Origin of the sequence: Fulvivirga marina, from assembly GCF_016775155.1 — a bacterium.
Taxonomy (GTDB): Bacteria; Bacteroidota; Bacteroidia; order Cytophagales; family Cyclobacteriaceae; genus Fulvivirga; species Fulvivirga marina.
On record NZ_JAEUGD010000003.1, the window covers coordinates 18,978 to 43,953 of the forward strand.

General features: G+C 40.1%; 25 protein-coding genes. 15 read left to right on the forward strand and 10 right to left on the reverse strand.

Going from position 1 to position 24,976, the window contains the following annotated elements; all coding sequences use genetic code 11:
• Position 1 precedes the first annotated feature (1 nt).
• Genes def through JMN32_RS01385 form a run of 3 tightly spaced genes read right to left on the reverse strand, consistent with a single transcriptional unit; the run spans position 2 to position 1,763 of the window.
• The gene (gene def, locus JMN32_RS01375) at positions 2-556 is read right to left on the reverse strand and encodes a peptide deformylase (RefSeq protein ID WP_202854485.1); all 555 of its coding nucleotides are present in this window, start codon (positions 554-556) and stop codon (positions 2-4) included.
• Between the two features lie 47 nt (positions 557-603).
• Entirely contained in the window at positions 604-1,023 is a 420-nt protein-coding gene (ruvX, locus tag JMN32_RS01380; RefSeq protein ID WP_202854486.1) for a Holliday junction resolvase RuvX, read from the reverse strand.
• Positions 1,023-1,763 carry a hemerythrin domain-containing protein gene (locus JMN32_RS01385; RefSeq protein WP_202854487.1) on the reverse strand — a complete coding sequence of 247 codons (741 nt, stop codon included), beginning with the start codon at positions 1,761-1,763 and terminating at the stop codon, positions 1,023-1,025. Before JMN32_RS01385 ends, ruvX begins: the two co-directional genes overlap by 1 nt.
• Before the next feature lie 205 nt (positions 1,764-1,968).
• On the opposite strand from JMN32_RS01385, the gene JMN32_RS01390 reads away from it, so the two are divergent.
• The 5 genes from JMN32_RS01390 (at position 1,969) to JMN32_RS01410 (ending at position 7,032) form a co-directional block, all read left to right on the forward strand.
• Positions 1,969-3,597: a S41 family peptidase gene (locus JMN32_RS01390; RefSeq protein ID WP_202854488.1), complete on the forward strand. Its 1,629-nt coding sequence runs from the start codon at positions 1,969-1,971 to the stop codon at positions 3,595-3,597.
• Positions 3,598-3,732: 135 nt separating this feature from the next.
• Positions 3,733-5,037 (forward strand): DNA recombination protein RmuC, encoded by a 1,305-nt coding sequence (rmuC, locus tag JMN32_RS01395; protein WP_202854489.1) that lies wholly within the window; start codon positions 3,733-3,735, stop codon positions 5,035-5,037.
• Between the two features lie 192 nt (positions 5,038-5,229).
• The gene (locus JMN32_RS01400; RefSeq protein WP_202854490.1) at positions 5,230-5,604 is read left to right on the forward strand and encodes a co-chaperone GroES; all 375 of its coding nucleotides are present in this window, start codon (positions 5,230-5,232) and stop codon (positions 5,602-5,604) included.
• Between the two features lie 84 nt (positions 5,605-5,688).
• Positions 5,689-6,774, forward strand: coding sequence for a DKNYY domain-containing protein (locus tag JMN32_RS01405; protein WP_202854491.1), 1,086 nt, complete (start codon positions 5,689-5,691; stop codon positions 6,772-6,774).
• A gap of 54 nt (positions 6,775-6,828) precedes the next feature.
• Positions 6,829-7,032: a hypothetical protein gene (locus tag JMN32_RS01410; protein WP_202854492.1), complete on the forward strand. Its 204-nt coding sequence runs from the start codon at positions 6,829-6,831 to the stop codon at positions 7,030-7,032.
• A gap of 4 nt (positions 7,033-7,036) precedes the next feature.
• Here the strand turns inward: JMN32_RS01410 and hemB are convergent, their stop codons facing one another.
• Positions 7,037-8,008, reverse strand: coding sequence for a porphobilinogen synthase (gene hemB, locus JMN32_RS01415; RefSeq protein WP_202854493.1), 972 nt, complete (start codon positions 8,006-8,008; stop codon positions 7,037-7,039).
• 155 nt (positions 8,009-8,163) lie between these two features.
• A complete protein-coding gene (gene rocD, locus JMN32_RS01420) occupies positions 8,164-9,411 on the reverse strand; it encodes an ornithine--oxo-acid transaminase (protein ID WP_202854494.1) in 1,248 nt (415 codons plus the stop codon).
• Positions 9,412-9,705: 294 nt separating this feature from the next.
• Between rocD and rpmB the strand changes: the two genes are divergently transcribed.
• The 7 genes from rpmB (at position 9,706) to JMN32_RS01455 (ending at position 13,589) form a co-directional block, all read left to right on the forward strand.
• Complete coding sequence (gene rpmB / locus JMN32_RS01425; protein ID WP_202854495.1) at positions 9,706-9,945, forward strand: 50S ribosomal protein L28; 240 nt, start codon at positions 9,706-9,708, stop codon at positions 9,943-9,945.
• A 27-nt stretch (positions 9,946-9,972) separates the two neighbouring features.
• Positions 9,973-10,155, forward strand: coding sequence for a 50S ribosomal protein L33 (gene rpmG / locus JMN32_RS01430; RefSeq protein WP_202854496.1), 183 nt, complete (start codon positions 9,973-9,975; stop codon positions 10,153-10,155).
• A 2-nt stretch (positions 10,156-10,157) separates the two neighbouring features.
• The gene (locus JMN32_RS01435; protein WP_202854497.1) at positions 10,158-10,313 is read left to right on the forward strand and encodes a DUF4295 domain-containing protein; all 156 of its coding nucleotides are present in this window, start codon (positions 10,158-10,160) and stop codon (positions 10,311-10,313) included.
• A gap of 134 nt (positions 10,314-10,447) precedes the next feature.
• A complete protein-coding gene (ftsY, locus tag JMN32_RS01440) occupies positions 10,448-11,410 on the forward strand; it encodes a signal recognition particle-docking protein FtsY (protein WP_202854498.1) in 963 nt (320 codons plus the stop codon).
• Between the two features lie 50 nt (positions 11,411-11,460).
• On the forward strand, positions 11,461-11,841 hold the full coding sequence (locus JMN32_RS01445) for a hypothetical protein (protein WP_202854499.1): 381 nt from the start codon (positions 11,461-11,463) through the stop codon (positions 11,839-11,841).
• Between the two features lie 287 nt (positions 11,842-12,128).
• Positions 12,129-12,383 carry a hypothetical protein gene (locus JMN32_RS01450; protein ID WP_202854500.1) on the forward strand — a complete coding sequence of 85 codons (255 nt, stop codon included), beginning with the start codon at positions 12,129-12,131 and terminating at the stop codon, positions 12,381-12,383.
• A gap of 198 nt (positions 12,384-12,581) precedes the next feature.
• Positions 12,582-13,589 carry a metal-dependent hydrolase gene (locus tag JMN32_RS01455; protein ID WP_202854501.1) on the forward strand — a complete coding sequence of 336 codons (1,008 nt, stop codon included), beginning with the start codon at positions 12,582-12,584 and terminating at the stop codon, positions 13,587-13,589.
• An 8-nt stretch (positions 13,590-13,597) separates the two neighbouring features.
• Here JMN32_RS01455 and JMN32_RS01460 read toward each other — a convergent pair whose 3' ends face one another.
• Both JMN32_RS01460 and JMN32_RS01465 read right to left on the reverse strand, forming a co-directional pair.
• Positions 13,598-14,308: a DUF6048 family protein gene (locus tag JMN32_RS01460; protein ID WP_202854502.1), complete on the reverse strand. Its 711-nt coding sequence runs from the start codon at positions 14,306-14,308 to the stop codon at positions 13,598-13,600.
• Positions 14,289-14,735: a DUF6452 family protein gene (locus JMN32_RS01465; protein WP_202854503.1), complete on the reverse strand. Its 447-nt coding sequence runs from the start codon at positions 14,733-14,735 to the stop codon at positions 14,289-14,291. The genes JMN32_RS01460 and JMN32_RS01465 overlap by 20 nt, the downstream gene beginning before the upstream one ends.
• 236 nt (positions 14,736-14,971) lie before the next feature.
• On the opposite strand from JMN32_RS01465, the gene rimO reads away from it, so the two are divergent.
• The 3 genes from rimO to JMN32_RS01480 are packed head-to-tail and all read left to right on the forward strand — an operon-like array spanning position 14,972 to position 18,440.
• Positions 14,972-16,282: a 30S ribosomal protein S12 methylthiotransferase RimO gene (gene rimO / locus JMN32_RS01470; RefSeq protein WP_202854504.1), complete on the forward strand. Its 1,311-nt coding sequence runs from the start codon at positions 14,972-14,974 to the stop codon at positions 16,280-16,282.
• Positions 16,283-16,318: 36 nt separating this feature from the next.
• The gene (bshC, locus tag JMN32_RS01475) at positions 16,319-17,878 is read left to right on the forward strand and encodes a bacillithiol biosynthesis cysteine-adding enzyme BshC (RefSeq protein ID WP_202854505.1); all 1,560 of its coding nucleotides are present in this window, start codon (positions 16,319-16,321) and stop codon (positions 17,876-17,878) included.
• Positions 17,871-18,440 carry a 5-formyltetrahydrofolate cyclo-ligase gene (locus tag JMN32_RS01480; protein WP_202854506.1) on the forward strand — a complete coding sequence of 190 codons (570 nt, stop codon included), beginning with the start codon at positions 17,871-17,873 and terminating at the stop codon, positions 18,438-18,440. Before bshC ends, JMN32_RS01480 begins: the two co-directional genes overlap by 8 nt.
• Here the strand turns inward: JMN32_RS01480 and JMN32_RS01485 are convergent, their stop codons facing one another.
• The 3 genes from JMN32_RS01485 to gltB form a co-directional block, all read right to left on the reverse strand.
• Positions 18,441-18,896: a 3-oxoacyl-ACP synthase gene (locus JMN32_RS01485; protein ID WP_202854507.1), complete on the reverse strand. Its 456-nt coding sequence runs from the start codon at positions 18,894-18,896 to the stop codon at positions 18,441-18,443. It abuts the gene before it with no gap.
• 79 nt (positions 18,897-18,975) lie between these two features.
• Complete coding sequence (locus tag JMN32_RS01490) at positions 18,976-20,442, reverse strand: glutamate synthase subunit beta (protein WP_202854508.1); 1,467 nt, start codon at positions 20,440-20,442, stop codon at positions 18,976-18,978.
• Position 20,443: 1 nt separating this feature from the next.
• Positions 20,444-24,961: a glutamate synthase large subunit gene (gltB, locus tag JMN32_RS01495; protein WP_202854509.1), complete on the reverse strand. Its 4,518-nt coding sequence runs from the start codon at positions 24,959-24,961 to the stop codon at positions 20,444-20,446.
• Positions 24,962-24,976 lie beyond the last annotated feature (15 nt).

Sequence of the window (24,976 nt, forward strand, 5' to 3'; positions counted from 1 at the left end):
ATTATTTTTTTGCAGGAAGTACTACCCTGTAATCCACTTTCATCTTTCCTTTAGTTATGTTTTGGAGTTTCCCTTTAAGCATTCGCTTTTTCAGGGGAGAAAGGTGATCCGTAAATAATATACCTTCTATATGATCATATTCATGCTGAATAATCCTGGCTTTCATGCCATCATACGTTTCTTTATGTTCTACCCAGTTTTCATCAAAGTAGCGTATAGTAAGGCATTCATTTCTAAACACGTCCTCTCTGATGTTTGGAATACTCAAGCAGCCCTCTTCGAATGCCCATTCATCTCCGGTTTCTTCCAGTATTTGAGGGTTAATGAAAACCTTTTTAAAATCTTCCATATCCTCATCTTCTATTGGGCGTCCATCGACAACGAACATCCTTAAGCTTTTTCCAATTTGAGGTGCAGCTAAGCCAATGCCACTGGCGCCTTCCATGGTTTCAAACATATCTTCACTGAGTTGCTTGACATCCAACTCATCCTTTTCTATGTCCCTTGCCTTTTTCTTCAGCACAGGGTCTCCGTATACTACTATAGGATATATCATCTACTATTTAAGTTTCCTTATAATTTATTCAAAATTAATATATTTTTTCAAAAAGAGGGATTGCTGTCCAGGTAGGATTGTAAAATCACTGTAGCGCTTACCTTATCGATGTTGGCTTTGTTTCTTCTGTCTTTTTTCTTCATGCCCCCCTCTATCATAGCTGAAAACGCAATTTTGCTAGTAAATCGTTCATCTACTTCGCTGATATCGATATCGGGGAAGAGTTTTTTTAACTTGTCTATGAATTTGGTGACAGCTACTGTAGCATGAGTGTCTTCATTTTGAAGGTTTTTAGGCATGCCTATAACAAACCGTTCTACTGGTTCCTTGGAGCAGTAGTCTTTCAAAAAAATGAAGATTTCGCTAGTTGATACTGTTGTAAGGGGGGAAGCAATGATCTTCATAGGGTCTGTTGAAGCAATTCCTGTTCTTTTCAGCCCGTAGTCGATGCCTATAATTCTACCCACTAGTTAAACCGGATGCTTTCTTTAAAACGTGCTTTTACTTCTTTCTCCAGGATCAATGCTTTAGGAAATAGGATGTCATTTTCTATTTTTGCATGAGTGATCAGGTTTTTTTCGAGGTCTTTGAGTTCCTCATAAATGATCTTTACATGCAAAGGTGTTTGCTTATCGTAAGCATAATTATTGGTGATTTTACGAATGCCTTTCATTTCATCATCATGTTCACTATGCTCTACAGCATATCGCTGCAGCGAATGCTTTTCCATCAGATAATAAACCTGTGAAATGTTGCAGTTGTTTTTAGTGAATTTGTAAAGAGCTGAGATATAAGAAAAAAGTGTATCTTCTTCCTGATAAATGTGGTGAATGAAGTCTTCAACAAATAAAGGGAAGACGAACTTCAGGTCTTTTTCAATAAAATCATAGTTTGGGTGCCCAGCATGAAAATTATCTATTATACGCGCAATGTATGGTAATTTTTGCTTAATAAAAATGTAATGCGTGTGCTTGAGGTACTCAATAATAAGCTCTACAGGGTATTGCCTTAGTGAGAGATTCTCCTCCTGGCAATGGTAGACCGACTCCAGTTTTTGGACTACGGAATTTACATTGAGTCCCCTTTCTCTACAGGCTTGCTCAAGTGTTTTTTCTGAATAGTCATAAAACTCTATTCCAAAATAAAATAGTACAGAGGCATGCACGTAATTGTCGTCTACAATCTCTATGATCTTTTTGTTGTTCAAGGTCAAGGCTTATCTTATGGGATGAAAAACTGCAATGTAAATATACAAAACCTAATGTAATTTATTAAATAACCTTGACATAAGTCATAAAAGGTTAAAATATGTTGGTCAACAATTATTGTTTATGTCCCGTTAATAAGCTATATATTATTTTTAGGAAATTTATTTTTCTTTGTTTCAGTTTTATAGAAAAAATTTAAAAGCCGTGGATCAATACAAAAACTCAAAATATCAGATCAGACTTCCCATTATTTTATGCGTAGGTATAGCCGCTGGGGTTCTTATTGGAGCTACTTTTTCAGATTCTCCCCCGGTTCAGAACGACATCAACTCGAGTATGCAGAAGTTCAAAGAGGTGCTAACCATGATTGATCGCAACTATGTAGATGAAGTGGATACTGATGAGCTTGTAGAAGATGCCATTGAAAATATGCTTACCAAACTCGATCCTCATAGTACTTATATTTCAGCGGAGGATAGAATCAGGGCAAATGAGGATCTGCAAGGCAACTTTGAGGGAATAGGCATTGAGTTTAACATATTCAAAGATACCATTGTGGTAGTGTCTCCTTTAAGTGGTGGGCCAAGTGAGGCCGTTGGTGTTATGTCGGGTGATAAAATCGTTAAAATTGATGGGGAGAATGTCGCAGGCGTTGGCTTTACGAATAGAGATGTGCAGGAGCATTTAAAAGGACCTAAAGGAACGGAAGTAACCATTTCTGTTAAAAGAAGAGGCAAGAAGGGAGCCATCGAGTTTTCTATAATAAGAGATAAGATACCCCAGTACTCTGTTGATGCCAGCTATATGATTGACAGTGAAATTGGATATATTAAAGTAAGCCGTTTTTCAGCAACAACCTATGAAGAGTTCTTGGCATCTCTGAGAAAACTAAAAAAACTGGGTATGAAAAAACTAGTGCTTGATTTGCAAGGAAACCCAGGGGGATATATGAATCATGCTATTAATATGGTGGATGAGTTTTTGCCTAACAATAAGCTCATAGTTTATACCTTGGGGAAGCAGGAAAGGTTTAACAGTAAGGCTAACGCAAGCCGAAAGGGAGAGTTTGAAGAAGGGGAGCTCATAGTACTCGTTAATGAAGGCAGCGCATCAGCCTCCGAGATTGTAACCGGAGCATTGCAAGATAACGATCGTGCACTAGTGGTTGGGAGAAGAACATTTGGAAAAGGGTTAGTACAGGCTCCTATGAATCTTAGCGATGGCTCGGAGTTGCGCCTGACTATTTCACGCTATTATACGCCAAGTGGAAGGTCAATCCAGAAGCCTTATGAAGATAAAGATGAATATGCACATGATATTGTAGACCGTTATGAGCATGGAGAGTTCTTTAGTGCGGATAGTATCAAGTTTACGGATTCATTAAAATATCAAACAGCTCATGGCAGGACTGTATATGGAGGCGGAGGTATTATGCCAGATTATTTTGTGCCATTAGATACTAGTCTTACCTCAACTTATTTAAACAAGTTATTTACCAGCAATTCTGTGCAAGAGTATACTTTTAACTTTGTGGCCCAAAATAAGATCAGGTTAAATGCTATGAACTATGAGGAGTTTTATGCCGATTTCAAAGTAACCAATCAGATGCTGATGGATTTGGTTGAATCAGGAAAAGTCAATGGCGTAAAACCAAATTATGAGGATATGGAGAACTCAAAAGACCTATTTGAGCTTCATATAAAAGCGCAGATAGCACGACAAATATGGAATAATGAGGGGTTTTATCCGATTTACAACCAAACCAATGAGGTTCTGGAGCAAGCGATTAAACTTTTTGACGAAGCGGGTAATCTCGAGCGTGCTAAGTTTTAGTAAATAAGTTAATTTTTTCATGAAAAGCCTACCGGAAGAAGAATCGGTGGGCTTTTCTGTTGTGAGAAAACTACCGGTAATTATGTGTGGATTATATATTTCATGCTTTTATGAATTGATTATCTTTGGCCCTATATGGAGATAATTTGGTTAATAAGCGGTGTTATTTTAGGAGGTGTCGGATCCTGGATGATTGCGAAATTTAAATTTGCCAGCGAGGCAAAGGACTCAGAAGCTGGCCTGCAGGTAGAGAAAGAAAGGGTAGCAAATCTTCAGCGAGATGCTGATGTACTGAAGAAAGAACTTCAGGAAGAGAGAGCAAATGTGCTTGGTTTGAACAACAAGCTTTCATCTACGGAGGCGGACTATCGAAACTTAGAGGAGAAGCTTCGGGACCAGAAGCGAGAGTTAGAAAAGCTTCAGGAGAAATTTTCCTTGGAATTTAAAAATCTTGCCAACGAAATTTTCGAGGAAAAGAGCAGAAAGTTTACAGATCAAAATAAGATTAACCTTGGTGAACTACTTAACCCTCTTAGGGAAAAAATAACGGAGTTTGAGAAAAAAGTGGAGATGAATAGTAAAGAGAGTCTGGAGCAAAGCACCGCACTTAGAGAACAGCTAAAGGGGTTGCGTGAGCTTAACCAGCAAATGAGCAAGGAAGCTGAAAACCTAACCAGAGCCTTGAAAGGTGACACTAAAGCTCAAGGTAACTGGGGAGAATTTATCTTGGAAAGCGTTCTTGAAAAATCAGGGCTGGAGAAAGGGCGTGAGTATCTCGTACAAGAATCTTTTACCAATGAAGATGGAAGGAGGTTTCAACCTGATGTGATTATCCGTCTGCCTGAGGACAAAAACATTATCATTGATTCTAAAGTTTCGCTCATTGCCTATGAGAAATATGTTGCCGGAGACGAAGCTGAAAAGGAAATAAATTTAAAGGCCCATATATTATCCATCAGAAATCATTTGAAGGGACTTAACCTGAAGCAGTACGAGCAGTTGCATGGAGTTAAAGGGCTGGACTTTATATTGATGTTTGTGCCTATTGAACCGGCATTTAGTACTGCTGTTCAGTCAGATGTTCAGCTTTTTAATGATGCTTACGATAAGAATATTGTAATTGTAAGCCCTTCCACTTTAATGGCAACACTGCGAACTATTGCTAATATATGGAAAAACGAGTACCAAAGTCAGAATGCACTGGAGATAGCGAGACAAGGGGGAGATCTATACGATAAATTTGTGGCCTTTACCGAAGACCTTGTAAAGGTTGGAAATAGTCTTGACTCAACTCAGAAGGTGTATAGAGAAGCGATGAAGAAGCTTTATGATGGTCGGGGTAATCTTGTGAATAGAGCTAAGAAAATTAAGGAACTTGGGGCGAAAACCAGCAAAATATTAGATCAAAAGCTTATTGACAGGGCAAGCGAATCGGAATAGGCTGGTTATATGAAGTAGCGTTTATATTAGGGAATGAAAATAGCCTTTCATTAAGGCGATTCTGCTCAAAAGACCAAGTGTTGTATAGTTTGGTGTATAAATCTCAGCTCATTGAGTAAAGCTGGAGGTGCGCTTGGCTGAATACAGTGTTTTTATTTACTTCCGCCACCTATAATTTTAAAGAGACTTAGAATGCAAAAACTGACAGCAGATAATAAGTGGAAGAAGCTCATTATTGTAGGCGATAGGGTGTTGATCAAACCCAAAAAGCAGACAGAAAAAACGAGTAGTGGGTTATTTCTGCCGCCAAGTATTCAGGAGAAGGAAAAGATACAGAGCGGGTATGTGGTTAAGGCGGGACCTGGATATCCAATACCTACAACGGATGAAGATGATCTTTGGAAAGGGAAAGATAGTCAGGTGAGGTATATTCCACTACAGGCTGAAGAGGGGGATTTGGCTATATTTCTACAAAAAGGGGCGATAGAGATTATGTATGAAGATGAAAGGTATTTTATTGTGCCACAGTCTTCCATACTAATGCTAGAACGGGAGGAAAACCTTTAACGGATGTACTTTATTTATACTTACCCTTATTTGTCGGCCATTATAATAACATTAACAGCCAATTTAGTTTGCAAAAAGATTTTTATGCTTAAACATTCACCAATCTCTTATTTATTACTTTTTGTATTTTCTTCTATTGGTCAGGCATGCAGTCCGTTTGAAGGGCCGGTAGATAAGGAGAAATCCGATTCTTACTATTATTCGAAGTCAAAGAAGGAGGTCAGGTATAGTCCTATGGGGAATTGGTTTGAGTTGGGGAATTCAAAGGTCGATTCTGCTGATGTAGAGTCTTTCGAAGTCATTGATAGGGATTTTGGAAAGGATAAAAACCACGTATTTTATAAGACGCAGATAATAGATAGCGAAGTCGATAAGGAAACATTTATAGTTAAGGAGTTTCTGTGCTTTGATAAGAATAGAGTATATGTTCCAATAGACTATACTCCATATGACTTGAGGGGTCTGCTGCCCGAAAACCGTTACATGATGGTTATCGACCGAGCGAATCCTAAAACCTATGTTAAAGTGGATAGCGATTGGTCGAAGGATGATGCTAACTATTTTTACAATTACCAAAGGGTAGATGTTGACTATCAAACATTTGAAGTGATCAATGATCACTTTGCCAAGGACAAGAACATGGTTTACCTGTTAAAGTCTTTTTCCCTGCTTGAATCTTCCGTAGATCCGGCAACTGCTCAGAGGGTTGATGAGCGCTATATTGTAGATAAGAATAATTTATATGATTTTCAGCAGTATCGAGAGTCTGAAGAAGTTGATTCTCTTGTATCATTTAAGTGTTTTGATAGTAACAGCCTCAACTTTCTAGGGAAGAGTTTTCTCTTATTTGATGATAAGGTCATATTCGATGGAGTTGAATTACCAGATGTAGATTCCCGTTCTTTTAAAGTGGTGAAAGACTACTATAGCAAGGATAAAAATCATGTCTATGCCGGGAGTAAGATTATAAACGGTGCTGATCCCGCAAGCTTTGAAGTTCTCGAAACAACATTTTATTCAAAAGATAAAAACCATGTATTTGGTGAAGGAATTCTTATCGAAGAAGCGGACGCTGAAACCTTTGGGCCGATTGATCTTAATAAGAACATATTGCATAAAGACAAAAATCACACATACCAGTGGGGTAAGATCGTAGAAGAGGAAATGTAACAACTTATTAGAAACAGGTGTTGAGTATTACTGACTCTTTATTACTTTCACACTATGCAAGGACTATCAATTAATGCTATGAGAGTAGGGTGGAGGTATCGTCTGAGAAATTTTGACGAAACCTATGAATTTGAAACCCTGCAGAAGTTAAATTCTGAGAATTTTCTACTCAAAGACCTACATACCCTGGAGCGGTATGAACTCCATGACCTTGTGAAATTTGGGAGAGGTAAAGATTTTGAAATCAGGGAGCTATAAATACTTATCGTTTGTTTTTAGCAAATTCCTTTGCGAAGTACGTAAGAATAATGTCCGCACCTGCCCTTTTGATACTTAACAAGCTTTCGTTCATTGCAGAAGTTTTGTCAAGCCATCCCTTTTCTGCAGCAGCAGCTATCATGGCATATTCACCGCTAACATTGTAAGCCGCGATAGGAAGCTCGTAATTGTCTTTTAAAAGTTTTATTACATCCAGGTATGCCAAAGCAGGTTTTACCATTAGGAAATCGGCACCTTCTCCTACATCAAGATCGGCCTCAATGAGGGCCTCACGCTGGTTCGCCGGGTTCATCTGGTAAGTCTTTTTGTCTCCACTTTTAGGGGCCGAATCCAAGGCATCTCTGAATGGACCATAGAAAGCACTGGCATATTTAGCGCTATATGACATAATGGAAGTTTCGGTGAAGCCATTGCCATCCAGTATTTCGCGAATATATCCTACACGTCCATCCATCATATCAGATGGGCCGATAATATCAATTCCAGCTTCAGCCTGCGTAAGTGCCATTTTTCCTAATACATCCAGCGTCTCGTCATTCAGGATCTTTCCATTTTCATCTACAATACCATCATGCCCGTCAGAGCTGTAAGGGTCCATGGCAACATCAGTCATGACACATGCCTCAGGAAACCTTTTTTTTACCTCTTTGAGTGCGGTGATATAGAAAAAGTTGGGGTCATGGCTTTTGGTGGCCATTTTATCTTTGTGAGATTCATTCACAACGGGAAAGATGTCAAAAGCTGCGATACCAACCTTAAGGCACTCTTCAATCTCTTTAAGTATATGATCAATACCAAGTCGGCATATGCCGGGCATGGAGTTTACTTCTATTTTTGCCTTTGGGTCTTCCAGTAAAAACAATGGAAATATGAGGTCATCAGTAGTAACCTTTGTCTCTTCTACCATGGCTCTGATCACGGCAGACTTGCGATTTCTTCTTGGTCTGATCATCATTTGGCAAATATAGTAAACCTCGCCTTTATGCACTATGCGGCATGGGTAACTTTGATTTTCAATGTATAATAATTAGTGCGGAGTTATAAAAAATAACCCGATGACCATTGAATCATCGGGTTATAGATATCAACTATATCTTATAGTGTGTGAGATTACTTCTTAAAATTTGTAATTGTTTTTTCTATGATATCACAACACTCATGCAGTTGCTCTTCGGTCATTACCAAAGGAGGTGCAAACCTGATGATGTTACCATGAGTCGGTTTGGCCAGAAGCCCGTTATCTTTAAGTGCTACGCAAATGTCCCACGCAGTAGAGCTGTCCGGAGTATCGTTGATAACAACAGCATTGAGGAGTCCTTTTCCTCGAACCAGTTTTACCAAATCAGAGGATTCAATGAATTTGTTCATTCTATCTCTGAAAATTACTCCTAGCCTTTCGGCGTTTTCTGCCAGGTTTTCTTCCTTAACAACTTCTAGTGCTGCGATGGCTACTTTAGAGCCAAGTGGGTTTCCGCCAAAGGTGCTACCATGCTGTCCTGGTTTGATTACACCCATGATTTCGTTGTTAGTCAGAACGGCAGATACGGGATATACCCCTCCTGAAATTGCTTTGCCAAGGATTAGCATATCTGGCTTAACATTTTCGTGGTCGCAGGCCAAAAGCTTTCCGGTTCTTGCAATACCAGTCTGGATTTCATCTGCAATAAACAAGACTCCATATTTTTTACATAAAGCAGCTGCTTTTGATAGATAACCTTCGTCAGGTACAAATACACCCGCCTCACCTTGAATAGGTTCAACCAGGAAACCAGCGATATTTTCTTCTTTTAGCTGTGCCTCAAGTGCCTCAAGGTCATTATAAGGTACGCTAACGAAGCCAGGAGTATAGGGCCCAAAGCTCTTTCTTGCATCCTCATCATTTGAGAAGGAGATAACAGTAGTTGTTCTGCCATGGAAGTTGTTTTCACAAACAATGATCTTTGCTTCATTTTCAGGGATGCCTCTTTTTTCATAGGCATATTTCCTGCTTATCTTTATAGCTGTTTCAACGCCCTCTGCTCCTGTGTTCATGGGTAGTACTTTGTCAAACCCAAAGTATTCTGTAACGAACTTCTCATAAACCCCGAGTACATTGTTGAAAAATGCTCTTGAGGTTAGTGTTAGTATTTCGGCTTGCTCTTTTAAAGTGTTGATTATTTTAGGGTGACAGTGCCCTTGGTTTACTGCGCTGTAAGCAGAAAGAAAGTCATAATACTTCTTGCCTTCGATATCCCAGACAAATACGCCTTCTCCCTTAGCTAATACTACTGGAAGAGGATGATAATTGTGTGCTCCGTGCTTATCCTCAAGCTGCATTGTTTCCTGAGAGGTCAATTTTGATTTTGTGAGTGTTGCCATAACAGTAATATTTAATAATTAAAAAATGCACCACTCGTCACGGAGAGTAGTCATCCTTTCCTCATTTTAAAGGAGAGAAATCATCCTGAATTACAAAAGTAGTAAAATAAGCGTATATTTGTCAGCCTGACAATGGCATATTGCCTTGTCTTTCAAAGTTTAAGTTTCGGTTTGGAACTTGAATATAAGGCGTATGCAGATTAAAATATTCAATACCACTTTGAATATTAATAATCTTTTTCCGATATTTGCAGACCCAATTGAAAAAGGTACAAAATTTAATTTTTTATAAAGATGTCAAAAGTTTGCCAGATCACCGGAAAGAGGCCTCAAGTAGGAAACAATGTTTCTCACGCAAACAATAAAACTAAAAGAAGGTTTAATCCAAATCTTCACAAGAAGAGATTCTACCTTCCTGAGGAGGACAAGTGGATAACTTTGAAAGTTTCTACTTCAGCTTTAAGGACCATTAACAAGAATGGTATCACTGCCGTTTTGAAGAAAGCCAGGGCAAACGGTAATACATTAGTTTAGTAATAAAGCATTTAATAATATTTTATCATGGCTAAGAAAGGTAATAGAGTACAAGTGATAATGGAGTGCACTGAGCATAAGACTAGCGGAATGCCTGGTACTTCAAGATACATCACTACTAAGAATAGAAAAAATACTACCGAGAGATTGGAGTTGAAAAAGTATAACCCTATTCTTAAGAAATATACTGTTCACAAAGAAATTAAATAATTATGGCTAAGAAGGTAGTTGCAACCCTCCAGAAAAAAGAAGGTAAAAACTTCGCTAAAGTGATCAGAGCGGTGAAGTCTGAAAAGACCGGTGCTTACACTTTCAAGGAAGAGATGGTTCCTGTTGATCAGGTAAAAGATTCTTTAGCTAAAAGCTAAGAACCTCGTTAAAATATTAAATGATAGAAAAAGTCCCTTTCTGATGACCTTCAGGAGGGACTTTTTCGTTATCTTCAAATGGAGTATTGCGAAGGTGGCTCATACTCTCCTTAATCATTAGAATCAATAAGAATATGTCAATCTTTAGTGGGTTATTTTCAAAAGAAAAGAAAGAGTCTCTTGACAAGGGACTAGAAAAAACTAAAGAAAACTTTTTCACCAAGCTTGGTAAGGCCGTTGTAGGGAAATCCAAGGTAGATGAAGAAGTACTTGATGAGCTGGAAGAAGTACTTATAACTTCTGATGTGGGAGTAAATACCACGATTAAGATCATTCAAAGAATTGAAGACAGGGTGGCTCGTGATAAGTACCTTGGGGTAGATGAGCTTGATAAAATCCTCCGTGAAGAAATAGCCGGCCTTTTAGCTGAAAATAATACCAAAGATCTTAGTGATTTTTCATTGCCCGAAGGGAAAAAACCTTACGTTATTATGGTAGTAGGAGTCAATGGGGTAGGTAAAACCACCACCATTGGTAAGCTTTCGGCTCAGTATAAAAGAAAAGGGCTTAAAGTGGTGTTAGGAGCAGCCGATACCTTTAGGGCAGCGGCCGTTGATCAGATAAAATTATGGGGAGAGCGAGTTGGTGTACCGGTTGTCGCCAGAGGCATGAACACCGATCCATCGGCAGTGGCATTTGATGCCGTAAAACAAGGCGTGGAAGATAATGCTGACGTTGTTATTATTGATACTGCGGGTAGGCTGCATACCAAAGTTAACCTCATGAATGAGCTTTCCAAGATCAAAAGGGTAATGCAGAAATTTATACCTGATGCGCCGCATGAAGTTCTTTTGGTCTTAGATGGTAGTACCGGGCAAAATGCAGCGATCCAGGCGAGAGAGTTTACCAAGGCTACTGATGTGACTTCCCTAGCCATTACCAAACTGGATGGAACTGCGAAAGGTGGCGTTGTAATTGGTATATCTGACGAATTTAAAATACCTGTAAAATATATAGGTGTAGGAGAAAAAGTGGATGACCTACAGGTGTTTAACAAGATGGAGTTTGTTGACTCTTTCTTTAAAAAATCTGTTTGAGCCATACAGGTTAAGGCTTAAGACATTTCGTGACTTAAACTATCCCTCTTATGAATTTACAAACGAGATGTTCTTCTTGTGGGAAATTCATTTATTTCAAAGAAAGAGCTGTTGATAGGTTTGCTCTGGCAAGGAAGCTTGGAGTAAAAGTTGAATTGAATTGTGACTATTGCAATAAAACCCATGCATATCCTGTAAACAATATAAATGCCAGGCCGGCAAAATATTTGATCATCTTGCGTACGGTAATATTTGCAGTAGGAACCCCAGCATCTATTTTTGTGGTTATTTTTTGGGCAGGAAGCCTGAATAGTGTTAGAGCATTTGAAGCACTTGCTTGTTTTGTGATTGTGCCGTATTTGCTTTATGAAGCCATAAAATCTCATCAGGAACAACGAGTAAATTACTTTAATGCCAAACAGTACGGGTGAGACGCTCCTCTTGCTGTTTTCTTAGCAGTTTAACAACTTTCCTGAGTTAATTAACTATTTTTCTCATCGGAAATATGCTGTAGATGATCCTTAGGCAATTGTCCAAAATAGAACAGAAAGAATGTAGAGAAGATGTTTCGCATTTCTCTGATCATCAGTTTTAAGTACAGGAATTTACTTCAGACTTTTGCTATCCAAAGATTATAATCGGACAGGGGTTATTGGCGGTGCTCAGTGGCGATTTAAAATGTATTATTAATGAAGAACACCATTGGCTTGATAATCAGATGTTTGTTTTTCTAAATAAAGGTATCGAACTGTTGATAGAAGGAAGGGTGAAAAGCGTTTTGGTTATCCTCTACTGTGCAGGTTCTTCTGAGGTCGAAGGAGATGCTTATGAGTGGTATTGGCATGGGTATTCGGGCAGTGTGGTTGAAAAAGGTAGGGTGTTGAAAGCCAATAGGGAAATGTATTTAGCTTCACTTTTTTTCTTGACTGCCCTGCTACAGTTAGTATTTATGAAGAGGCTGGAGAAACAATAGTTGAGCTTGTGGAAAGTGACCTGCCAACAGGTAGTGAAACCGCTCTTAAGTACTTTGTTAAAAGAGGACTTGATCTTCGTAATAAAAAGATGGAACTGACTAATGTGATTACTTCCTAATATCAATGTAGGTGCCCGAATTGATTTTTTTATAATTAGATATTTATCAGGTATCTTAGTTGCTAACAATTAAAATGATTTGGATTCCGTTACTCAAGTTTTACTAGGTGCTGCAGTAGGAGAAGCTGTGGCAGGAAAAAAGGTAGGAAATAAAGCGATAATGTGGGGAGCTATTTGTGGTACTATTCCAGATCTGGATGTGATAGGTCGCTATTTTCTTGATACCGTGGAAGCATTGGATTTTCATAGAGGTATTTCACACTCCCTGTTGTTTGCTATTGTTGTTTCTCCTGTTCTTGGGTATGGAATAAGTCGTTTGTACAGTCAGGCCAGTGCTACATGGAAAGACTGGACATTGCTGGTGTTTCTCGGGCTGTTTACCCATGCCTTACTAGATTGTTTTACAACATGGGGTACTCAACTGTTCTGGCCTGTAGGTGATAGAGTTGCATTTAAGAGTGTTTTTGTCATAGATCCTCTTTACTCACTGCCCTTACTGGTATGTCTGGCCTGGTTGATATTTTTACCCAGAGGCAGTTCAAAAAGAAAGCGACTTAACAATGCCGGGCTAATTCTCAGCTCAGTATATCTGATGCTCACTTTGGTTGCTAAACATCAGGCCAATCAGGTTTTTGAAAATTCTTTTGATGCTCAGGGTATGGTGGTCGAGCGCTATGATAGTAGGCCTGCTCCCTTAAATATTGTTTTATGGACTGTAAATGCAGAAACCAGGGAGGGGTACTACATTGGTTATTACTCCTTTCTTGATATAGGGCAAAAAATAAAATATAACTTTTTTCCCAAGAGCCACTATCTGTTGGAGAATTACAGAGAGAATGAAAAAGTTAAAAAGCTCGTAGAAATAACAGAGGGGTGGTATACCGTAGAGGCAGCAGATAATGGCATTATCATCAACGATTTGCGATTTGGACAGAGTAGTGGCTGGCAAACGGGTGATGGTAATTTTGTGTTTGCCTATAATGTTTATCAAGGAGATTCTAAAACACGGGTTGATGAGGTGGAGAAAAAACTTAGTGATGGCAGTAAAATGCTTATGCCATTATGGAATCGCATCATGGGAAATTAATTTCTGGTTTATTTGTTCAAATCATCGGTTGAGGGCAGCTCAATAGTTTGTGGCCCCTTCCTCAATGGGATCCTGAAAATCAGATAATAGTTAAAACCCCAGCTTACGTTTTTGTCAGCGCGTCCATAACCCGGTATTTCGTGGGGTATAAGCTCATTGCGTTCAAAGGTATCAATGCCGAATTTGAACCTCGCGGTGTAGCCCAGCCAAATAAATTTCCACATTTTTACTTTCATGCCAGTTACCATTTCGAACCAATCAGCTTTTAGGTCAGTGTTAGAAATTTGAGATGTGCCATCTCCAAAAACGTCGTTGGTGTAACTAAAATTAAGTTCGTCTGAAAAAGTAGTTGTGGCATATCTAAGCCCAAAAAACAAGGCGCTCTGGTCAGGGTCCCGGTGAAGGAAATTAATATCCGGACCTACTTTAAAGTAGCTTCCTTCGACGGTATAAAGAGAGTTGCTGTTCTCCAGTGTGCGTTCCATTTGGCCATACTCCACATTTAAGAAGTAACGATAAAAGTCAATGTCTGCCTGAAACTCGTACTGTTTGTAATCTACTTTGCTGAAAGATTTTCCAAAGCCAATGAGGTCAGCACCTACCCTGATGCCCGTTGGAATAAACCTTCGACTTGTGGTGTCGAGTTGAACTTTTTCCTTCTGACTAAAAGCGGCCGAAGCCATGGTAACGAGACAAATACTAATTAAATATCTTAACATCTTCAGTGACTTGTTCAACAAGTATTTTATTCACGATTTTAATAGAACCGAAATCACTCCTTACATAGTCCAGGTCTGAAAACACCATTTCTATACCGCAATCCTCAGAAACCAAACGCGTGTTGGTATTATATTTTAATATTAAGGTATCAATACCCAGTTCTGAATCGAAAACAAACGTGGTTTGAACAGTATCAGGCCTGAGAGGAAGTTTGATATATGACGCCTCTACTTCTGAGAACAGTACACTGTCAGTACCTTGAGTAGTAACTTTGTTAATATTTAGCGTATCGGGCTCATTATTGTCGCTATTGTAAAACTTTATGTTTACAAAATTGGTTGTCTTGCTGTTGCAATCCGGGTCATCAAGACAGCTGGTTAATGAGATCGCTGCTGAGAGAATTAATATTGGTATAACTATTTTCATGAATAGGGCACAAATATAAGTATTGCAGTAAGAAGTGAGGGAGAAATAACCATAAAGTTTAGTGTACCAAAACATGTGCCATTTGATTGATGGTGCAGGTTTGAAGTAAAACCAGGAAGTATTGGCTTGCTTTTAAAGCCATTGGGTGAGATTGTATTTTGCGGTACTGTATAATAACTTTCGCATTGCCGTTCACTTTCGCTAATTTTGCAGCCACTTTATAAAACAGGAATAATTTGAAAACCAAGGGAAGAAAGAAGGACAAGGTAAATATAGTAACTCTCGGGTGTTCCAAAAATCTTGTGGACTCGGAAGTAATGCTTACCCAACTTCGAGGAAATAAGGTTAATGTCAGCCATGAAGCAGAAAACGATGATGCTAACATCATTATTGTTAATACTTGCGGCTTCATTGATAATGCCAAGCAAGAGTCGATTGACACTATACTTCGATATGCTGATGCCAAAGGGGAAGGGCTAATTGATAAACTCTATGTAACAGGGTGTTTGTCTCAAAGGTATAAGGATGATCTTGAAAAAGAGATTCCTATGGTAGATGCTTTCTTTGGTACGATGGAGCTTCCTATGCTCCTGAAAAAATTTAAGGCAGATTACAAGCATGAGTTGGTTGGGGAAAGAATACTGACAACTTCGAATCACTATGCCTATATGAAAATAGCAGAGGGATGTGATAGGCCTTGCTCATTTTGTGCTATACCTATTATGCGAGGTAAGCACGTTTCCAAAACTATAGAGCAGCTGGTGACTGAAGCTAAAAATCTTGCCAAAAATGGTACTAAAGAGCTGCTGTTGATAGCTCAGGATTCTACTTACTATGGCCTTGATATATATGGGAAAAGAAATCTTGCAGACCTACTCAGGAATCTCTCAGATGTAGAAGGTATCGATTGGATCAGGTTACATTATGCCTACCCTACAGGTTTTCCGCTGGATGTGTTGGACGTTATGGCTGAACGAGATAACATCTGCAATTATCTTGATATGCCATTGCAACACGGGTCGACCCGTATATTGAAGCATATGCGTCGAGGGACGACCCGAGAAAAGCAGGAGGAGCTGATTCAGACTATCAGAGAGAAAGTTCCAGATATAGCTTTAAGAACTACACTAATAGCCGGGTATCCAGGGGAGACCGAGGATGATTTCATTGAAATGCTGGGTTTTGTAGAAAGATCTCGCTTTGACAGACTGGGTATATTTACCTATTCACATGAAGAAAACACCCATGCATATAATTTTACTGACGATGTTCCGCAACAAGTGAAACAAGAAAGGGCGAATGTCGTAATGGAAGTACAGGAAAAGATTTCTTATGAACTGAATGAGCGGAAGATAGGTAAAACTTTCAAAGTACTTGTTGATAGAAAAGAGGGAGGGCAGTTTATAGGAAGAACGGAATACGATTCACCTGAAGTGGATAATGAAGTAATTATTGAAGAGCAAGCGAAACATTTAAGGTTAGGTGATTTTGTAAATGTTAAGATCAATGATGCGACAGAATTCGACTTGTACGGTGTAGTCATTTGACCGTTACTGTGAAAAGTGACCTCTTAACTTATTGATATGAACTTGACTAGAGTTGATTACAAAGATACCCATCAATTTTCATCATTATTTCTCGATTATATCCATGGGAAAGATCAACTCATGGAATTTTATGGGGAAAAACCTGAGATAGGTTCATTTAAAAAGCAGATTGCCACCAAGAATTTTTCCCCAGAAAACAGAAAGATTCTTTGTCAGACTTTGGCCAGTCAATATCAGAACCTTGAACTATCAGAAGTAACACGTCAAAACCTGGATCTACTTTCAGATTCCAATACTTTTACCGTCACAACGGGCCATCAACTTAATATTTTCACTGGGCCACTCTATTTTATCTACAAAATTGTAACGGTTATCAACATTTGTAAGCAGTTAAAAGCGGCTCACCCTGATAAGAATTTTGTGCCCGTCTACTGGATGGCCTCAGAGGATCATGATTTTGATGAGATCAGCTATTTTCGTCTAAATGGGAAAAAACATCACTGGAAAACGGAGCAAAAAGGTGCTGTCGGTCGGTTTAACCCAAAAGAATTGAAGGGTATCGTGGATGCGGTTCCTGGTATGCCTGATTTTTTTAGAAAGGCCTATTTAAAGCATGATACTTTAACTGATGCGGTACGGTACTATGTAAATGAGCTGTTTGGTCAGTATGGGTTGATCGCTGTTGATGGTGATAGCCCGGTTTTAAAAAGAATGTTTATACCCATAATTGAGGATGACGTTTTTAGAAATACAAGCAATGAACTTGTAGAGAAGCAATCTGAAAAGCTTAATAAGCTGGGCTACAAGACACAAATATTTCCCAGAGCCATCAACTTTTTTTACATGGATGGCGAGCTTAGAAGTCGCTTGGTCAAGGAGGACGGTATGTTTAAAGTTCTTGACACAGACCTGGAATATACGGAAGCGGAAATCCGTGATCTTATCTGTAATCACCCAGAGCGTTTTAGTCCGAATGTGGTACTTCGCCCTGTTTACGAAGAGTTTGTTCTGCCTAATCTCGCTTACATAGGCGGGCCTGCAGAAGTGACCTATTGGCTGCAGCTTAAGTCGGTATTTGATCATCACAATATACCATTCCCTGTTGTGATGCCACGAAACTTTGCCTTGGTAATACCCAAGAATATTTCTGCGAAATGGGGAAAAACACACCTTGCTATAGAAGATATGTTTTTAGATAAAGACCGACTTCATAAAAAGGCGGTAACTAAGCACTCATCAAGAGATATCCATCTCAATGGCCAGATGGAAAAAATACTCTTGCAATTTGAAAAAATAAAGGCTCAGGCAGTGAAAATTGACCCTACACTTGCACCGCATGTGGAGGCACAGCAGGTAAAAACAAAAAGGAGCCTTGAAAATATAGAGAAGAAATTTGTCAGGGCGGAAAAAAGACATCAAGCGGATATGCTCAGACAGGTTGATGCGGTGCTAGAGGAGCTTTTTCCTAATGGCAGTCCGCAAGAACGAGTAGATAATTTTCTTAATTTTTATCAGTCAGACCCCTCCTTTATTGATCAATTAATTACTTATTTTGAGCCTTTCGATTTCAGGTTCAATGTTTTAATCGATGGTTGATAAAAATACCTTACGAAAAGTTTATTTAGAGAAAAGACTCACTTTAAGTGCTGAGGAATATCAAAGAAGAAATAAGCTTCTTATCGATAGGTTGATTGAGTACATAGACTTTACTCAGGTTAATTTTTTGCATACATTTCTTTCTATAACAGATAAATATGAAGTCGATACTTTCTCTGTAATTAAAATAGTGAGAGAACTGAACCCTGATATAAACATTGTTATTTGTAAAACTTTGCCCAAGGGAGAGCTGTCTCATTATAAGCTTAATGACAGAACACGCATAGAGAAAAATAAATGGGGAATACCGGAGCCTGTTGAAGGTGACATAGCTGATATAGAGGGTATAGATCTGGTCTTAGTGCCGTTGATTTGCTTTGACAAGGTTGGGCACAGAGTAGGTTATGGAAAGGGTTTTTATGATAGGTTTTTGAAAAAAGTGCCGAAAGCCAGGAAGGTAGGGCTTGCACTGACACCACCTCTCGATATAATCAAATATTCGGATGAAATGGATGTAAGGCTGAATATGTGTGTAAGCCCCTTCGAAACTTATGAATTCTGATTATATTACTTTTTCAATGACGAACTTTCGTCCATTGAGCTCAATGCCCTCCTGAGCTGTTTTATCCATTAAGAGAGAACCAAGAGGTGAAGTTGGTGCGATGGCAAAATAATCCTTTCCATCAACTGTAATTTTACCCAGCCCTATAGAAATATAAAAGCTGCCATTATTGGTGATTACTAAGCTTCCCATCTGCGCTGAATCATAGCTTTTTGATGGTATAATTCTGCTTATAGTTTCTTTGAGCTTTCTGGCTTCGGCCAATTGTATAGCATTGTTTTCCATCTCTTGCTGCATCATTTCTCTTCCCGTTTCATACTTATCACCTGCCGAACTTTTGGTCTCATTATTGGCAGATTCTTGCGCAGAATCCATGGCATCCTTTGCGTTTTTAATACGCAGGTCTATCAGTTCGATGCACTTGTTATATAGCTTTTGCTTTAAACCTGGGTTCATGTTTATTTGGTGTCAAAATTATGGACACCAAATAAACACAATTACCAGAAATTATTGTTTGCAGAGGTCTGTATTTATTTCAATACGACATCACATTTAAAAAAGAATCATCCTTTGAAGGCAGTTGGCTTTCACCCATTAGGTATTTATCAACTGCAATGGCAGCTTCTCTGCCTTCGGAAATAGCCCATACCACCAATGACTGTCCTCTTCGGGCATCGCCCGCTGCAAAAATATGACTTACATTGGTTTGGTAGTTTTTAGTGTCAGCATTGCCTCGTGAATCGGTGCTTATACCAAAGGCTTGTAGCAATTTGTTTTCAGGCGAAAGGAAACCAATTGCCAATAAGGCAAGCTGACAGGGTATTTCCTTTTCGGACCCTTCTACTTCTTTAAAAGATTGCTTCCCGTTACTGTCAATGCTCCATTCTATGTCCACAAGCTTTACTTTTTTTAGCTGCCCCAGGTCATCTCCTATAAATTCTTTTGTTAAAATGGCCCACTGCCTCTGGCCCCCTTCTTCGTGAGAAGAAGAGGTGCGCAGAGTCATTGGCCATAATGGCCAGGGGTCGTTTTCTGTTCTATTAGGAAACGGTTTACTTAAAAGTTCAATTTGTGTAACAGATTGGGCTCCTTGTCGATGAGATGTACCGATGCAGTCGGACCCGGTATCTCCACCTCCAATAACCAGTACATCCTTATCTTTAGCCAATATCTGTTCTTCCTGAAGCTTGTCTCCCGCTACTTTTTTATTCTGCTGGGTGAGAAATTCCATGGCAAAATGCACCCCTTTAAGGTCACGCCCAGGAATAGGCAGGTCTCGGGGAAGAGTGGAGCCTGTGCAGATTACAACTGCATCATGGTTTGCATTGATCTCATCCGTTGAAATGTTGACGCCGATGTTTGCGTTTACTTCAAACTTGACCCCTTCAGCTTTCATGATATCTATTCTGCGATCTATTACCCATTTCTCAAGTTTAAAGTCAGGTATTCCGTATCTGAGTAGCCCACCGACTTTATTTTCCCGCTCATAAACAGTTACCGTGTGTCCCGCTCTATTGAGTTGGGCAGCTGTGGCCAGGCCCGCTGGGCCTGAACCTATGACAGCTACCTTTTTGTCGGTCCGGTTTTTAGGAGGGTGAGGGGTGATATACTCTAATTCGTAAGCCTTCTCGACAATGGTCTTTTCAATGTGTTCTATGGCTACTGGAGGTTTGTTTATGCCAAGTACACAGCTAGCCTCGCATGGAGCAGGGCATATTCTTCCTGTAAACTCGGGAAAGTTGTTGGTGGAAGAGAGGATCTGTATGGCCTCTTCCCACTGTTCGCGGTAAACAGCATCATTAAATTCAGGGATAACATTGCCCAAGGGGCAACCATTATGACAAAACGGTACTCCGCAGTCCATACATCTGGCGGCCTGTTGATTCGTTTTCTTTTCAGGGAATTCATCATAGATCTCCTTGAAATCTTTGATACGCTCCTGTGGAGGCCTCGACTGAGGCAATTCTCTATTATATTGTAAAAATCCGTCCTTCTGTCCCATGTTAAACTGCTACTTTTATCGAGTCCTTATTTTTCATTAAAATGGCTTTGTAATCGTTAGGAATAACCTTTACAAAGTGCTTTGAGGTCAGTGGCCATTGTTGTAGAATGTCTGAGGCAACGTTGCTTTCCGTGTATTCTTTGTGTCTGTTGAGCATGCTTTTTATTTTTTCCTCATCCTCATTGTCAAGGGGTTCCAGTGAAATCATTCCTTTGTTACAAAGCTCTTTGAATTGAGCTACGGGGTCAAATACATAGGCAATACCTCCGCTCATACCGGCTGCAAAGTTTTTCCCGGTAGGCCCGAGTATCACTACCCTGCCGCCTGTCATATATTCGCAGGCATGGTCGCCGACGCCTTCGACTACAACTTCTACTCCTGAGTTTCTGACGCAAAACCGTTCTCCGGCCATACCTCTTATGTAGGCTTCTCCTTTAGTTGCGCCATAAAAGGCTACATTGCCAATAATAATATTTTCTTCTGCTTCAAAGGTGGATTCAGCGTCAGGGTAAACTATCAGCTTGCCACCGCACATGCCTTTACCGAAATAATCGTTAGCCTCACCTTCAAGCTCAAAAGTGGAGCCGGAAGTCAGGAAGGCGCCGAAGCTCTGGCCAGCAGAACCTTTAAAATTGAAGTGAATAGTATCTTCAGGAAGACCATCTCCTTTGTGCTTTTTACTAACCTCATTGCTTAGCATGGCGCCCACTGAGCGGTCTGTATTTTTGATATCGAAATTCTTAAATACCTTTTTGCCATTTCCAATGGAAGGCCCTGCGGTATTAATAAGTTTCCAGTCCAGTACCTCATTGAGATTATGGTCTTGCTCTAGTTGTTTATAGGTGCCTACGTGTTCGCCAATAGGCTCTTTAAATAATATAGGCTTAAGATCAAGATCTTTAAACTTCCAATGATTGATTTCTGGCCTGACTCTGAGAACTTCTGTTTTGCCGACCATTTCATCGATTGTTCTAAACCCTAATTGAGCCATGATCTGGCGCAGGTCTTCGGCAAGGAAATTAAAGAAGTTAACAACATGGTCAGGGTCACCCGTAAATAATTTTCTTAGTTCAGGGTTTTGGGTTGCTATACCTACAGGGCATGTATTGAGGTGACATTTCCTCATCATAATACAGCCTTCTACTACAAGGGCAGCTGTAGAAACTCCCCATTCTTCCGCACCAAGTAAAGTGGCTACGGCCAAATCTTTCCCTGTTCTGATCTGTCCGTCAGTTTGTACGACGATCCTGCTTCTCAGGTCATTTTTTACCAGAGTTTGGTGCACCTCTGCTAGTCCGAGCTCCCAAGGCAGTCCAGCGTGTCTTATTGAGCTAAGTGGTGATGCTCCTGTTCCTCCGTCAGCTCCTGATATAAGTACCACATCGGCGTTAGCCTTGGAAACACCGGCGGCAACGGTACCCACACCAGCTTCTGATACCAGTTTTACATTTATCCGAGCCTCTCTGTTAGCATTTTTAAGATCATAAATGAGTTGCGCAAGGTCTTCTATTGAATAAATGTCATGGTGTGGTGGGGGTGATATCAGACCTACTCCAGGAGTGGAGTGACGTACCCTTCCTATCCATTCATCAACTTTATGACCTGGTAATTGCCCGCCTTCCCCTGGCTTAGCACCCTGAGCCATTTTTATTTGCAACTCATCTGCATTGGTAAGGTAGTAACTTGTTACCCCAAATCTTCCCGATGCCACTTGCTTAATTGCAGATCTTTCCCAGTCACCATTAGCTTTTCTTTCAAAGCGGACCTCGTCTTCCCCACCTTCTCCACTATTACTTTTGGCTCCTATGCGGTTCATGGCAATAGCCAAAGTGCTATGTGCTTCGTGAGAAATGGAGCCAAATGACATAGCCCCTGTGGCAAATCTTTTAAAAATATTTTCTTTGGGTTCTACCTCATCAATAGGTACGGGAGTAGTACTTTTAAATTCAAGAAGACCTCGAAGTGTTAGGGCATGCTTAGTCTGATCATTGATTTTTTTAGCATACTTTTTATATAGGTCAAAATTATTGGTACGTGTTGAGTGCTGTAAAAGGTGGATGGTTTCAGGGTTGAACAGGTGTTTTTCACCACGTCTTTTCCATTGATATACTCCACCAGTTTCTAAAAGCGCCGTGCTTTTATCTTGTTTATCAAATGCGGTGCGATGCCTGATAAGTACCTCTTTGGCTAAACCATCGAAGTTGAGGCCCTCGATGCGTGTTATAGTTCCTTTGAAGCATCGGTCTACTACCTTTTTACTGATGCCTAATGCCTCAAAAATCTGTGAGGATTGATAAGACTGTAGGGTGCTTATCCCCATTTTTGAAAGTACTTTGAGTAGTCCGTAACCAATAGCGTTCTGGTAGTTAGCCAAAGCCTGGTCTACATCCATTTCTTTTTCAAGCAGGCCTTTTTTGCAAAGGTCTTTAATTGACTCCAGGGCCATATAAGGGTTGACGGCACTTGCTCCATATCCGATGGCAGTAGCAAAGTGGTGTGTTTCTCTTATATCTCCAGCCTCTACGATGAGCCCGGCTTTGGTTCTGATCTTTTTCTCTACAAGGTCATGGTGTACTGCGCCGATAGCCATCAGGGAAGGGATAGGAGCATGGTTTTTATCAATGTTTCTGTCGGAAATGATAATTACCTTTTTTCTATCAGCAATTGCTTTTTCAGCAGCCATACAAATATTGTCCAGGCCTTCCTCGAGTCTGCCAGGTTTGCCATCCGCAACAAATACAGAGTTTATTACAGCATAGCTGAATCCGATATTTTCAAGGTTTTTAAACTTCTGAAGATCAGAGTTAAGTAAGACAGGTTGTGAAATATGAATTTGCTTTGTGTGCTCAGGAGTTTCATCCAAAATATTCAGACTTTCTCCAACTCGGGTGAATAGTGACATAACCATCCGTTCACGAATAGGGTCAATAGGAGGGTTGCTAACCTGAGCAAAGAGCTGCTTGAAGTAATTTGAAATATGCTGGCTCTGATCAGAAAGTGCAGCCAATGGAGTATCTGCACCCATTGAACCAACGGGTTCCGTGCCTGATACGGCCATTGCTCCTAAGATAACTTTTAGCTCTTCGGAGGTATACCCATAGGCTTGTTGCTTGAGCAATAACTTTTGCTCATCATCATGTGGATCTATGTTAGTTGGAGTTGGAATTAGCCTGAGCTTTACCCGATGTTCCTTGATCCAGTCCACATATGGCTTGCGGCTTGTAACTCTGGCTTTTACCTCCTCATCATACTCTACCTTCTTTTTGGTCAGGTCGGCTATAAGCATCTTTCCCGGTTGCATACGCCCTTTGCTAGCTATTTCGGCAGCAGGTACAGGGAGCGCACCGGCCTCTGAGGCTACTATCAATCGGTCATCCTTGGTGATATAATAGCGAGATGGTCTTAACCCATTGCGGTCAAGTGTAGCCCCTATTATATTTCCATCAGTAAATACTAAGGCTGCCGGGCCATCCCATGGCTCCATAAGAGAGGCGTGGTATTTGTAAAAAGCTTTTCTTTCTGTGTCCATCAGTGTGTTGTCCTCCCAGGCCTCAGGGATTAGCATCATCATAACATGCGGCAATGATCGGCCACTTAATACCAGCATTTCAACCAGTGAATCAAAGTTTGCTGAGTCGCTATGTGTCGGGTCAGTTACAGGAAGTAGCATTTTTAGCTCCTGATCCGTGAACAGGTTAGACCTCATCATAGCCTCTTTGGACTTCATTTTTGTGACATTACCACGGATAGTATTGATTTCTCCATTATGAGCTATGAATCTAAAGGGCTGAGCTAATTTCCAGTTCGGGAAGGTGTTAGTGGAAAACCTGGAATGAACAATAGCTAAAGCAGAAGTAACTGATACATCCTGTAGATCTAAGTAGTAAGGTCTTAGTTGCTGAGTTGTAAGTTGCCCTTTATATACAACTACCTTATGAGAGAGACTGGCAACATAAAACTCACTATTGTTGCCCTTAACATTATGACCTATATAATGAGTGGTATAATTTCTTAATACAAAAAGCTTTCGCTCCAACTGGTCACCGGTTAAGCCTTCTTTATGCTTTATAAAAACCTGTTCAATAACAGGCTCTACTTTTTTTGAGCCTGCACCAGGAATGCTGCGGTCAACCGGTACAGGTCTGTATCCGAGAACTTCAAGGCCTAAAATGTCTGCATGACGTTCCAGCACTTCGCGGCAGTCTTCTCTAACAGCCTTGCGGGAGGGGAAAAATAACATACCTACACCGTACGAACCCGCGGCAGGGATATTGAATCCGAGTTCGCTGCACTTTACTTCGAGGTACTCATGGGGGATTTGTATTAGAATACCTGCACCGTCACCTGTGTAGGGATCACATCCGGTGCCTCCTCGGTGTTCCATGTTTTCGAGCATGTCAATGGCATCCTGAACGATTTTATAGTCTTTGGTGCCATTGATGTTTGCGATACATCCGATTCCACATGAGTCATGTTCAAGCTCAGGGGTGTACAACCCACGCTTTAGTTGATTATTCATTAGCATAATTGGTTT